Genomic DNA, 12657 nt, shown 5'->3' with positions numbered 1-12657 from the left:
GCTCGGCGACGATGATGGCCGTTCAATGACATCCTGCGTTCCGCCGGCGGGGCACGGCCCGCGGAAACGCATCAGCCTTTCGTGCGAATAAAACGATGAGCCTCTACGCACTCAAACCCAAATTCCAGGACCGCCTGCGCCCGTTCGCCAATTCGCTTGCCGAGCGCGGCGTCACCGCGAACCAGGTCACGCTGTTCGCGGCCGGCGGCTCGATCGTCGTCGGCGCGCTCGCCGGGCTCGGCGTGTTCGCGCGGGCGCTGTTCCTGCTGATTCCGCTGTGGCTGTTCGCCCGGATGGCGCTCAACGCGATCGACGGGATGCTCGCGCGCGAGCACGGCCAGAAGAGCACGCTCGGCGCGTACCTGAACGAGCTCGGCGACGTCGTGTCGGACATCGCGCTCGTGCTGCCGTTTCTCGCGGTGCCGGCGTTCACGCAGGCGGACGTCTGGCTGTTCGCGCTGCTCGCGGTCGTCGTCGAATGCGCGGGGCTGATCGGCCCGCTCGTCGGCGCGAGCCGCCGCTACGACGGTCCGTTCGGCAAGAGCGACCGGGCGCTCGCGCTCGGCGCGTTCGCGCTGTGGATCGGCGTCGGGCTGCCGGCGGGCAGCGTCGCCGCGTGGCTGTGGCGGCTGCTGATCGTGCTGTCGATGGTGACCGTGGCGCGCCGCGTGCAGGCCGGCATCCGCGAAGCGGGCGGCTGACGCCCATGGCGCCGGAGGGCGGCGCCGAATGCATGCCCGAGTGCATGCCGATAACAAAACAGTAGCGAAACAATAACGAACCGAGAGAGCAACGCATGAGCGCACGCACCGTCCGCGAGGCGGACTTCATCACCCACGACGGCGAGACGCTGTTCTACCGCCACTGGCCCGCCACCGGCGCACGTTGCCGCGGCGCAATCGTGCTGCTGCATCGCGGCCACGAGCACTCGGCGCGCGTCGCGCACCTCGTCGACGAGCTCGACCTGCCCGAATTCGCGTTCTTCGCGTGGGACGCGCGCGGCCACGGCCGCTCGCCCGGCGCGCGCGGCTACAGCCCGAGCGCGGCCGCGTCGGTGCGCGACCTGCAGACCTTCGTCGAACACGTCCGCGACACGCACGGGATCGCGATCGAGGACATGGCCGTCGTCGGCCAGAGCGTCGGTGCGGTGCTCGCGGCGGCCTGGGCGCACGACTATGCGCCGCCGATCCGCTGCCTCGTCGTCGCGTCGCCGGCGTTCCACATCAAGCTGTACGTGCCGTTCGCGCGGCCCGGCCTGCGGCTGATGCACAAGCTGCGCGGGCTGTTCTACGTGAACAGCTACGTGAAGCCGAAATTCCTCACGCACGACCCCGAGCGCATCGCCAGCTACGCGGCCGATCCGCTGATCACGCGGCCGATCGCGGTCAACATGCTGCTCGACCTGCACGACACCGCGAAGCGGATCGTCGCCGACGCGGCGGCGATCACCGTGCCGACGCAGCTGCTGATCTCCGGCGCCGACTGGGTCGTCCATCGCGGCCCGCAGGACCGCTTCTACGAACGGCTCGGCGCGGCGCGCAAGGAGCGCATCGTGCTGCCGGGCTTCTATCACGACACGCTCGGCGAGCGCGACCGCGCGCAGGCGCTCGCGCCGCTGCGCGCGTTCGTGCTGCGCGAATTCGATGCGCGCAGCCCGCGCGTGTCGCTCGCGGACGCCGACCGGCGCGGCGCGTTCCATGACGAGTACGCGGCGCTCCAGCGGCCGCCCGCGAATCCGCTCGCGCGCGTGTACTGGGCGATCACGCGGGCGGGGCTGAAGGCGGGCGGCGCATTGTCCGACGGGATCGCGCTCGGGCTGAAGCTCGGCTTCGATTCAGGCTCGACGCTCGATTACGTGTACCGCAATCACGCGCAGGGGCGCTTCGGCGTCGGCCGCCTGATCGACCGCACCTATCTCGACTCGCCGGGCTGGATCGGCATCCGCCAGCGCAAGGTGCACCTGCAGGAACTGATCGGCGCGGCGATCGCGCGGCTGCGCGGCGCGAGCACGCCGGTGCGGATCGTCGACATCGCGGCCGGGCACGGCCGCTACGTGCTCGACGCGATCGCGTCGGCGGCCGAACGCGACGGCGCCGCGCCCGACGACATCACGCTGCGCGACTACAGCCCGCCGAACGTCGAAGCGGGGCGCGTGCTGATCGCGCAGCGCGGCCTCGAGCCGATCGCGCGCTTCGAGCGCGGCGACGCGTTCGACGAGGCGTCGCTCGCGACGCTCGAGCCGCAGCCGACGCTCGCGATCGTGTCGGGCCTCTACGAACTGTTCGGCGAGAACGCGCTGATCGAGCGCTCGCTGCGCGGGCTCGCGCAGGCGGTGCCGCCGGGCGGCTATCTCGTCTACACGGGGCAGCCGTGGCACCCGCAGATCGAGTTCATCGCACGCGCGCTGAACAACCACCGCGGCGACGCGACCTGGGTGATGCGGCGCCGCTCGCAAGCCGAGATGGACGAACTCGTCACGCGCGCGGGGTTCCGCAAGCTCGACCAGCGGATCGACGAAATGGGCATCTTCACGGTCAGCCTCGCGCAGCGGGTTGATCAGCAGGTCGATCCGAAGGCCGACGCGTCATGAGCGAGCTCGGCAGCGACGCGCGCGGCCTGGCCGCGCAGGCGGCGGCCGGCACGCGCGCCGCGTCGTTCGCGCTGCGCGTCGGCTGGCTCGCCGTGATGGGCGCGGTGTTCTTCTCGACCTACGGCTTCGCGAACTGGCTCGCCGCGCGGCGGCCGTCGGTGCCGACCTTCGCGTTCGGCTGGGAGCACGCGATTCCGTTCGTGCCGTGGACAATCGTGCCGTACTGGTCGATCGACCTGCTGTACGCGCTGTCGTTCTTCTTCTGGACGCGCCGCGCCGACCTGCTCGATCACGTGAAGCGTCTGTTGACCGTGCAGCTGATCTCGGTCGCGTGCTTCATCGCGTGGCCGCTGCGCTTCGGCTTCGAGCGGCCCGACGCAGGCGGCATGGCCGGCGCGCTGTTCACGCTGCTGATGGGGTTCGACAAGCCGTTCAACCAGGCGCCGTCGCTGCATATCGGGCTGCTCGTCGTGCTGTGGGCCGTCTATGCGAGGCATCTGCGCGGCCAGCTCGCGCGCGCCGTGCTGCATCTGTGGTTCGCGGCGATCGGCGTGTCGGTGCTGACGACCTACCAGCATCACGTGATCGACGTGCCGACCGGCGCGGCGGTCGGCTGTCTCGCGTTGTTCCTGTTCCCGTTGCGCGACGCCGCCGGCCGGCTGCCGGGCGCGGAGGCGGCGCCGTCCGCGGCAAGCCGCGCGCTGGCACGCCGCTATGCGCTCGGCGCGGGTGTCGTCGCACTGGTCGCGCTCGCGTGCGTGCCGCGCGCGGCCGGCTGGGCGCTCGCGGCGGGTTGGGCCGCGCTGGCGCTCGCGTGCGTCGCGTGGATCTACGGGCGCGGCGCGCCCGGCGCGTTCCTGAAGGGCGCCGACGGCCGGTTCCCGCCGTTCATGCAGTGGCTGCTCGCGCCGACGATCGCCGGCGCATTCGTCAACTCGCGGGCTTGGACGTTCCGCCACCCGGCGCCCGCGCGGATCGACGAGCGCGTGTCGATCGGCCGCACGCCGACCACGCGCGAGCTGCGGCGGCATGGCTTTACCGGCCTCGTCGACCTGACCGCCGAAATGCCGCGCTGGGCAGCGGCCGACGTAGCCGACGTAGCGCTCGCGTATGCGGCGGTGCCGCAGCTCGACCTCGTCGTACCGACCGCGCGGCAGTTGCAGCACGCGGTCGCGGCGCTCGAGCGGCTGCACGGCGAGGGCCGCGACGTGCTCGTCTGCTGCGCGCTCGGCTACGGCCGCAGCGTGCTGTGCGCGGCCGCGTGGCTTGCGATGCGGCGCGGCCTGCATGATGCGCGCGACGCGCTCGCGGCGGTGCGGGCGGTCCGGCCGCGCGCGGTGTGGTCGGAGGAGGGTGTCGCGGTGCTGCAGGACTGGATCGACCGCCGGACGGCGGCGGAGGCCGCGTGATGCGCGACCCGTCCGCTCCGTTCCGGATGGCCGCGGCCCGCGGTGCGCTCGACGCCGGCGCCTGGGCGATTGCGGCGGCCTTTGCCGCGGCGTTCGCCGGCGGGTGGGTTGCCGCGGGATGGGCGGCGGCGCCGCTCGCGCGCGTGCTGCTCGCGACCGTCAGCACGGCGTCGGGCATCGGCGCGCTGTGGTATGCGGTGCGGATCGCGATCGACCGGCGGCTGTTCGCGGCGCTCGCGCGCGCGGCGGTGGCGCCGGACAGCGCAGGCGATGCGCTGGCCGCGCTCGACCGCGCGCTCGCCGACCTCGGCTGGATCGACGACACGAAGGCGGGACGCCCGCTCGATGCACGGGTGCGCGGCGCGATCGGGCTGTGCCGGACCGCGATGCTGATCGCGGTCGCGCAGTGGCTCGTCGTCGGGGCCGCGATCGCGATGTCGGGGTTCTAGGAATCTATCGGGGAAGGATGCACCGCCGTCCCGGCCGCGCCCGTCAGGCGCGGCACCTGCTCGGCGACGTAGGCCATCAAGCTGCCGAGGTCGAGCCCGAGCTTCGCGATCTCCGTCTGCGCGGCAATGATGCGCAGCAACGTGTCCGGGGACGGGGTGGCGATGGCGACGGGTTGATTCAAGTCAATTCTTCCGTAACCAAAGTGCGAAGAACGGCACCGGAATGCGGTAGCATACGCGCCGCCCAAGCGGACGCGCGCGCTTGGCGGCCTGCAACGGGCCGCCGCCGACGGTCTGTCTGTCGGGCCGGTGCCCGTGTTCTCCGCGCCGGCAGGATGCCGTCCGGCATTGTGCCGACCGGCGATTTCAGTGGCAACGGCGCAATTCGTACCTCCCGCAAGCATGTCGTGGCATTTCTGACCGGGGTTGAGGCTTTTTTGCCTCGTTGTTTCGAATTGGGGTACGTTTTCATCTATTTTTGAGATAGTGTGACGAGTCATCGGATTCGCGCGCGTGCCGTTGCCACGCAGGCGCGCGAGCGGCGCGGGGGCGCCGTCGTGACCCGTCACGCCGTTTCGATCAAGGCCATCAAAATCCGCACCAAGGGGAAGCATTGGGGATGTGCATTCGCCTGACCGGCAGCGCCGCGCGCGTCGCCTTCGACATCGTCGGCAAGCCGACGGAACGGTGCTGCGCATGAAGCCGGCCGTCTCGTTTCTCGTCTCGATCACGGCGGCGGCCGGCGCGTTCTATGCCGCGTGCCTGCCGGCCGCCACGCCGGCGGCGTCCGCCGCCGCGCCGGTGCCGGTCTCGGCGCCGGACGCAGCGTCTGTGGCCGCGGTTGCGGCGTCGCCCGTGGCGGCGCCCGGCGCGCTGTCCGCGACCGGCCACGCGGCCACCGTGCGCATGCCGTTCGCGACGCTCGGCGCGTTCGAGCCGCTGCGCCTGCGCGGCGCCGACGACGCGCGCACGATCAACGCCGGCGTGCGGCTCGACCGCGTGGTCACGGGCGCGCGGCTGCGGCTGACCTATGCGTACTCGCCGTCGCTCGTGTTCCCGATGTCGCACCTGAAGGTCTCGGTCAACGGCGAGGTGGTCGCGACCGTGCCGTTCGACGAGCCCCGCGCGGGCCGCATGGTCACGCAGGACATCCCGATCGATCCGCGCTACTTCTCCGACTTCAACCAGATCGGGCTGCGCCTGATCGCGCACTACACGCTCGACCACTGCGAGGATCCGACGAACTCGGCGATGTGGGCCGACGTGAGCCCGACGAGCGAGCTGATCCTCGACGAGACGCCCGTGCGCCTGCCGAACGATCTGGCGCTGCTGCCCGCGCCGTTCTTCGATCGTCGCGACAACGGGCGCGTGCGGCTGCCGTTCGTGCTGCCGGCGGCGCCCGACACCGCGACGCTGCGCAGCGCGGGCGTGCTCGCGTCGTGGTTCGGCGCGCTCGCCGACTACCGCCACGCACGCTTCCCCGTGTCGTCGACGCTGCCGTCGAACGACAACGCGGTGCTGGTCGGCACGGCCGCGACGCTGCCGCCGGGCCTTGCGCTGCCGTCCGTCAACGGCCCGCTGCTCGCGGTCGCGGACAACCCGGCAGCGCCCGACAGGAAGCTGCTCGTCGTCACCGGCCGCACCGCGGCGGAAGTCGACGATGCGGTCGCGACGCTGGTGCTCGGCCGCGCGGCGCTGTCCGGGCCGTCGGCGACGGTCGCGCACGTCGACCTCGGCGCGCCACGCAAGCCGTACGACGCGCCACGCTGGCTGCCGGTCGACCGTCCGATCCCGTTCCGCGAACTGGTCGCGGATCCGCGCGAGCTCGAAGTGCGCGGCACGTCGCCGGACGCGATCCGCCTGAACCTGCGCGTGCCGGCCGACCTGCATTCGTGGAACGGCGCGGGCGTGCCGATCACGCTGCGTTATCGCTACACGGCGCCGACCGTGCAGGACAATTCGACGCTCGCGGTCGAGATCAACGACCAGCTCGTGAAGTCGTACCGGCTCGGCCCGGCCCACGCCGAGGACGCGCGCGGCCGCATGCAGCTGCCGCTGCTGTCGGTGCCCGAAGGCCGCGTGACGAGCGACGTCGACATCCCCGCGTTCCGCGTCGGCAGCGGCAACCAGCTGCAGTTCCGCTTCACGCTGGATTCGCAGAAGACGGGGCTCTGCTCGAGCACCGCGACGGAACCGCAGCGCGCGGCGATCGACCCCGATTCGACGATCGACTTCTCGCACTTCGTCCATTACGCGCAGTTGCCGAACCTCGCGTACTTCGCGAACAGCGGCTTCCCGTTCACGCGCTTCGCTGACCTGTCGCAGACGGCGGTCGTGGTCGCGGACAAGCCGTCGCCGCAGGAGCTCGAGGCGTACCTGACGATGCTCGGCCACATGGGCGGATGGACCGGCTTCCCCGCGTTGCGCGTGCAGGTCGCGCGCTCCGGCGACGTCGCCGCGCTCACCGACAAGGACTTGCTCGTGATCGACGGCGCGCCGTCGTTTCCGCTGCTCGAGCGCTGGCGCGCGGCGCTGCCGCTGTCGCTCGGCGAGGCGGGCGGCGCGGGCGGCACGCGCGTCGCGTTCACGGTGAAGGAGCGCTGGCGCAACGGCGTCGGGATGGCCGAAGGCGGCGCGCACATCGAGCAGGCCGGCTCGCTCGCGGCGCTGCTCGGCTTCGAGCTGCCCGGCAGCCGCGGCCGCAGCGTCGTTGCGATGACGGCGACCGACGCGCCGCACCTGAACGATCTCCTCGACGTGTTCGAGAACGCCGGCCTCGTGTCGCAGCTGCAGGGCGACCTCGCGCTGGTGCGGCCGGGCACGGTCGACAGCATGCGTGTCGGCGAACCCTACGTGGTCGGTTTCGTGCCGTGGTACGCGCTGGTCTGGACGCACGCGGCGCGGCATCCGGTCGTGCTTGGCGTGGTCGGCGTCGTCGCCGGGCTGCTGCTCGCGCTCGGCGCGTTCAGCGTGCTGCAAAGGATTGCCGCGCGGCGACGGGGGATGTGACGGATGGCGCACGCAAGGGCTAGGCGCCGGGCGGGCGGGCCGGCGCGCCGCGCCGCCATGACGCTCGCGCTGACGCTGTCGGCGTCGGCGGCGCTCGCGGCTGGCAGCAAGCCGACCGCGCAGGCCACACGCGATGCAGGCGCGGCCTGCGCGGCAGGAGTGGCAGCCTGGCCGCGCTGGGACGCGTTCAAGCGCGACTTCGTGTCGGCGGACGGCCGCGTGATCGATGTCGGCTCGGCCGATGTGCGCACGGTGTCGGAGGGGCAGGCGTACGGGCTCTTTTTCGCGCTCGTCGCGAACGACCGGCCCGCGTTCGACAGGATGCTCGCGTGGACCGAGAACAATCTCGCGCAGGGCGACCTGAGCGCGCACCTGCCCGCGTGGCTGTGGGGCCGCGCGGCGGACGGCGCGTGGCGGGTGCTCGATGCGAACGCCGCTTCCGACGCCGATCTGTGGATCGCGTATGCGCTCGTCGAGGCCGGCCGCCTGTGGCGCGAGCGCAGCTATACGGCGCGCGGCGCGCTGCTCGCGAAGCGCGTGCTCGACGACGAGACGGCCATGGTGCCGGGGCTGGGCGTCACGCTGCTGCCGGGGCCGGTCGGCTTCCGGCTCGCGAACGACCTGTGGCGCGTCAATCCGAGCTATGCGCCGCCGCAGGTGATCCGCGGGCTCGGCGCGCGGCTGCCGGACGACCGCCGCTGGGCGGCGCTCGCGGCGAGCACCGGGCGTGTGCTGCTCGACACCGCGCCGAAGGGCTTCTCGCCCGACTGGGCGCTGTACCGCGCGGGCGCGGGCTTCGCGCCCGATCCGTCGACGCACGCGGAGAGCGCGTACAACGCGATCCGCGTGTACCTGTGGGCCGGCATGCTCGATCCGGCCGATCCGCTCGCCGCGCCGCTGCTCGCGCGTTTTGCGCCATTCGCCGATCACATCGCCGCGCATGGCGCGCCGCCGGAGAAGGTCGACACGACGACGGGCGTCGCCGGGCCGAACGACGGCAACGGCGGCTTTTCGGCGGCAGTCGTGCCGTTCCTCGATGCGCGCGGCCAGCACGCGCTCGCGGATGCGCAGGCGGCGCGCGTCGAGACGCTCGCGCGCCAGTCGCCGCCCGGTTACTACACGAGCGTGCTGACGCTGTTCGGCCTCGGCTGGCGCGACGGGCGCTACCGGTTTGCCGCGGACGGCACGCTCGGCGTGCACTGGCGGGAGCAGCCATGCGCCGCCCGCTGATGCGCACCGCGCCGCACATGGCCGGGCTCGCGTGGCTCGCGTCGTCGGTCTGTGCGGCGGCGCCGGCGTCCGCGCCCGCGTCCCCGCAGAAATCGGCCGCGCCGGCCACCGGCACGCGCGCCGCGCTTTCATCGACAGCAACCTCGCCGGCAGCGTCGTCGCTGGCCGCACCCGCGCCCGCCGCGCGCGACCTGACCGACGCGCAGCGTCTGCTCGCCACCGCGCGCATGTGGGGGATCAAGCATCGCGACGACCTCGCGCGCGACGCGCTGCGCAAGGGGCTCCTGATCGCGCCCGGCGATTCCGCGCTGCTGGCAGAACAGGTGCGCGTGCTGCTGCGCCTCGGCGATGCAAAGGGCGCGCAGGCCGCGCTCGTGCGCCTGAAGGCGCAGGCGCCCGGCGCACCCGACACGCGGCGCGTGGACGACGAATACCGGGTCGCGACGAGCGGGCGCGACGAGATGGCGCAGATCCGTCTGCTCGCGCGCAGCGGCCAGTCGGACGAGGCGGCCCGGCGGATCGTCGCGCTGTTTCCGAACGGTGCGCCGTCGGGTGCGCTCGGCGCCGAGTACTACCAGATCGTCGCGAATGCGTCCGGCGGGCGCGAGCCGGCGATGCTGGCGCTGCGCCGCGCAGTCGCGGCCGATCCGGACGATGTCGACGCGGCGCTCGCGCTCGCGCGGCTGCTGAACCAGCGCAGCGCGTCGCGTCCGGAAGCGAACCGGCTCGCGTGGGCGCTCGCGCGGCGCACGGACGCCGATCACACGGCAGCGATGGACGTGTGGCGGCGCGTGCTGCAGGCGGCCGGCACGGATCCGGCCTACTTCGACGCGATGCATGCGTACCTCGAGCTCGTGCCGGACGATACCGAGTTCCAGGACAAGATCGCCGTGATGGTACGGAAGCGCGATGCGCAGCGCCGGCTCGAAAGCGACCCGAACTACATCGCGCAGCAGCGCGGCCTGCAGGCGCTCGCGCGCGGCGATCTCGCGGCGGCCGATCCGCTGCTGACGCAGGCGGCCCGCGCCCGCGCGAGCGATGCCGACGCGGTCGGCGGGCTCGGCCTGCTGCGGCTGCGCGAAGGCCGGCACGACGACGCGCGCGCGCTGTTCGTCCGCGCGGCGGCGCTTGCCCCCGACAATCGCGGCAAGTGGGACGGCCTTGCCCGTACCGCGCAGTTCTGGGGCACGCTCGCGCAGGGCCGCGCGGCGGCGGCCGCAGGGCGGCCGAAGGACGCCGAACGCGCGGCGCGCGCCGCGCTCGCGATGCAGCCGGACAGTCCGGACGCAAAGCTGCAGCTTGCCGACGCACTGCTTGCGCAGCGCGACTGGCCGCACGCGGAGCCGCTGTTGCGCGGCCTGCTGGCCGCCCGCACGCCGAGCTTGTCCGCGGTGCGCGGCACGATGATGCTCTACGAGAACACCGGCCGCGCGGACCAGGTCGGCCCGCTGCTCGATGCGCTGCAGGGCCGCGTGGCTGGCCGCGACGACCGGCGTGCGCTCGACGGCCTGCGCGCCGACCTGCTCGCGCAGCAGGCACGCGCGCTTGCCGACAAGGGCGAGCGCGGGCCGGCCGCGCAGCGCTACGAAGCCGCGGTGCGCGCAGCGCCCGATGCGCCGTGGACCCGTTTCGCGCTCGCGCGCCTGTACCGCGACATGGGGCTGCCGCAGCTGGGCCGCACGGTGATGGACGACGGGCTCGCGCAGGCCGACACGCCGGAGATGCGTTATGCGACCGCGCTGTACCGCAATTCGATCGACGATATCGCGGGCGCGCAGGCCGCGCTCGCGCCGGTCGACGATGCGCACCGTTCGGACGGGATGCGCGGGCTCGCCCGCAAGCTCGATGCGGAACGTGCGCTGGCCGACGCGCGCGGCGCGCTCGGACGCGGCGACCGCGCGGCGTTCGCGGCGGCGCTCGCGCACGCGCAGGCATTCGCGCCCGACGATCCCGACATGCTCGCCGCGGTCGGCGCGCAATGGATCGACGCGGGCGAGCCGGAGCGCGGCCTCGCGCCGTTGCGCGACTGGATCGCCGCGCACCCGCGCGACGCCGATGCCGACGTGCGGCTGCGCTATGGCGACCTGCTCGGCAGCGCGGGGCGCGACGATGAACTCGCCGCGTGGCTCGACGCGATCCGCCGCGGGCCGCCGCTGACGGCCGCGCAGACCGCGCGGCTCGACGACCAGTCGCTGCGCCGGATCCTGCGCAACGCCGACGATGCGATCGCGCAGCAGGATTACCCGCGCGCGCGCCGGCTGCTCGACGACGCGAGCCCAGCGGCCAAGGCCGACAAGCGCTACGCGCTCGAAGTGGCCGATCTCGAACGCGCGCAGGGTCATTACGGCGCGGCGCGCGACGCGCTCGCGCCGGTCGTCGTGCGCACGCCGGACGACGCGGAAGCGCAGCTCGCGCTCGCGCGGGTCGACGAGGACAGCGGCGACCGTGCGGGTGCGCTGGCGCGCGTGCAGGCCGTGCTCGCGCGCACGCCGGCCGACGATGTCGACACGCAGCTGTCGGCGGTGCGCCGCCTGACCGCGCTGCGCCGCGCCGACGATGCCGCGCAGGTCACCGACAGGCTGCAGGTGGCCTGGCCGACGCGGCCGGACGTGACGGTCGCGGCGGGGCGCGTCGCCGAGGCACAGGGCCGCTACGACGACGCGGCGTCGCTGTACCGCCTGTCGCTGTCGCAGGAGCGCGCGACCGGCGTGACCCCGCGCCGCGACGGACGCACGCCTGCACAGGCCGCGTTCGCCGATCTCGAGCAGCGGCGCGACCCCGAGATCGAAATCGGCTGGCTGCCCGCCTACAAGTCGGGCGACGACGGCGTGTCCGCGTATCGCGCGCAGCAGGTGCCGATCTACATGCAGATGCCGGTCCGCTACGACGGGCATGCGTTCCTGCAGATCGATACCGTGCATCTCGACGCCGGTACGCTCGACACGAGCGATCCGAATTCTTATGCGCTCAAGACGTTCGGAACCTACCCGGTGCTCAACTGGCTGAGCACGCACCCCAACGCGTTCGGGACGAATGTGGCGGCGGTCGATGCGCTGATCGCGAATCCGCCGAACTCGCTGCACCAGTCGGCCACGGGTGTCGCGCTCGGCGCCGGCTACCGCTCCGACGCGTGGCGCATCGATCTCGGCACGTCGCCGCTCGGCTTTCCCGTGCATTACCTCGTCGGCGGCGTGCGCTACCGGTTCGACGCGGGGCCCGCGAGCTTCTCGCTGAACGCGTCGCGCCGCCCGGAGACGAGCAGCGAACTGTCGTACGCGGGGCTGCGCGATCCGTGGACCGGCGCGGTCTGGGGCGGCGTGCGTCGCGACGGCGTCGACCTGCGTGCATCGGTCGACGTGGGCCGCGCGAACCTGTTCGCGGAACTCGGCGGGGGCGTACTGAGCGGCCGCAACGTCGAACGCAACGAGGAAGTTACGCTGCGCACGGGCTTCACGGTGCCGGTGTACGAGCGCGCGACGATGAAGGTCAGCACGGGGCTCGTCGGCAACGCGTGGCACTACGCGCAGAACCTGCGCTACTACACGTACGGACAGGGCGGCTACTACAGCCCGCAGCGTTACCTGTCGCTGGGCGTGCCGATCGAATGGGCGGGGCGACGTGACGCACTGTCGTGGGACCTGACCGTCACGGGCGGCATCTCGAACAGCTATGAAAAGGATTCGCTGTATTTCCCGACGTTCACGGACCAGCGGGCCGCACAGGAGGCCGCCGGTTTCGTCTACCCGGGCAGCTCGACGCGCGGCGTGTCGTTTTCGTACGGTGTGAACGGCGCCGTCGAATACCGCGTGAATCCGCACCTGAGCGTCGGCGCGCAATTGAAGATCGACCGTTCGCACGACTACGCGCCGAGCTCGGCGCTGGTGTACCTGCGCTACGCATTCGACGCGCGTGCGCCACGGACCGGCCTCGTCACGCCGACGCCGGTGCGGTTGTATTCGGATTACTAGGC

The 12657-nt window shown here is 72.7% G+C and carries 8 protein-coding genes; 7 read left to right on the top strand and 1 reads right to left on the bottom strand.

The genetic code is table 11. The features are described from left to right. Positions 1-95 precede the first annotated feature (95 nt). The 4 genes from ACV229_RS35255 (at position 96) to ACV229_RS35240 (ending at position 4448) form a co-directional block, all read left to right on the top strand. A complete protein-coding gene (locus ACV229_RS35255; protein ID WP_448087695.1) occupies positions 96-701 on the top strand; it encodes a CDP-alcohol phosphatidyltransferase family protein in 606 nt (201 codons plus the stop codon). Positions 702-796: 95 nt separating this feature from the next. Further along, a complete protein-coding gene (locus ACV229_RS35250) occupies positions 797-2590 on the top strand; it encodes a bifunctional alpha/beta hydrolase/class I SAM-dependent methyltransferase (protein WP_448087694.1) in 1794 nt (597 codons plus the stop codon). Then, complete coding sequence (locus ACV229_RS35245; RefSeq protein WP_448087693.1) at positions 2587-3999, top strand: phosphatase PAP2/dual specificity phosphatase family protein; 1413 nt, start codon at positions 2587-2589, stop codon at positions 3997-3999. The genes ACV229_RS35250 and ACV229_RS35245 overlap by 4 nt, the downstream gene beginning before the upstream one ends. Further along, positions 3999-4448 (top strand): hypothetical protein, encoded by a 450-nt coding sequence (locus tag ACV229_RS35240; protein ID WP_448087692.1) that lies wholly within the window; start codon positions 3999-4001, stop codon positions 4446-4448. The genes ACV229_RS35245 and ACV229_RS35240 overlap by 1 nt, the downstream gene beginning before the upstream one ends. Here the strand turns inward: ACV229_RS35240 and ACV229_RS35235 are convergent. Then, entirely contained in the window at positions 4445-4630 is a 186-nt protein-coding gene (locus tag ACV229_RS35235) for a hypothetical protein (protein WP_448087691.1), read from the bottom strand. The genes ACV229_RS35240 and ACV229_RS35235 overlap by 4 nt on opposite strands. Positions 4631-5144: 514 nt before the next feature. Here ACV229_RS35235 and bcsB point away from each other — a divergent pair. The 3 genes from bcsB to ACV229_RS35220 are packed head-to-tail and all read left to right on the top strand — an operon-like array spanning position 5145 to position 12655. Beyond that, entirely contained in the window at positions 5145-7457 is a 2313-nt protein-coding gene (gene bcsB, locus ACV229_RS35230) for a cellulose biosynthesis cyclic di-GMP-binding regulatory protein BcsB (RefSeq protein WP_448087690.1), read from the top strand. Between the two features lie 3 nt (positions 7458-7460). Continuing rightward, positions 7461-8687: a cellulose synthase complex periplasmic endoglucanase BcsZ gene (gene bcsZ / locus ACV229_RS35225; RefSeq protein ID WP_448087689.1), complete on the top strand. Its 1227-nt coding sequence runs from the start codon at positions 7461-7463 to the stop codon at positions 8685-8687. Continuing rightward, complete coding sequence (locus ACV229_RS35220; protein ID WP_448087688.1) at positions 8672-12655, top strand: cellulose synthase subunit BcsC-related outer membrane protein; 3984 nt, start codon at positions 8672-8674, stop codon at positions 12653-12655. Before bcsZ ends, ACV229_RS35220 begins: the two co-directional genes overlap by 16 nt. Positions 12656-12657 lie beyond the last annotated feature (2 nt).

The organism is Burkholderia sp. MR1-5-21, from assembly GCF_053427715.1.
Note: the sequence above shows the minus strand (reverse complement) of the source record. Positions and strands in the feature narration are given on the sequence as shown.

What these genes read in the sequence shown, in the direction of transcription:
- ACV229_RS35255 (WP_448087695.1), top strand. Translation starts at nt 96, where the DNA reads ATGAGCCTCTACGCACTCAAACCCAAATTCCAGGACCGCCTGCGCCCG.
- ACV229_RS35250 (WP_448087694.1), top strand. Translation starts at nt 797, where the DNA reads ATGAGCGCACGCACCGTCCGCGAGGCGGACTTCATCACCCACGACGGC.
- ACV229_RS35245 (WP_448087693.1), top strand. Translation starts at nt 2,587, where the DNA reads ATGAGCGAGCTCGGCAGCGACGCGCGCGGCCTGGCCGCGCAGGCGGCG.
- ACV229_RS35240 (WP_448087692.1), top strand. Translation starts at nt 3,999, where the DNA reads ATGCGCGACCCGTCCGCTCCGTTCCGGATGGCCGCGGCCCGCGGTGCG.
- bcsB (WP_448087690.1), top strand. Translation starts at nt 5,145, where the DNA reads ATGAAGCCGGCCGTCTCGTTTCTCGTCTCGATCACGGCGGCGGCCGGC.
- bcsZ (WP_448087689.1), top strand. Translation starts at nt 7,461, where the DNA reads ATGGCGCACGCAAGGGCTAGGCGCCGGGCGGGCGGGCCGGCGCGCCGC.
- ACV229_RS35220 (WP_448087688.1), top strand. Translation starts at nt 8,672, where the DNA reads ATGCGCCGCCCGCTGATGCGCACCGCGCCGCACATGGCCGGGCTCGCG.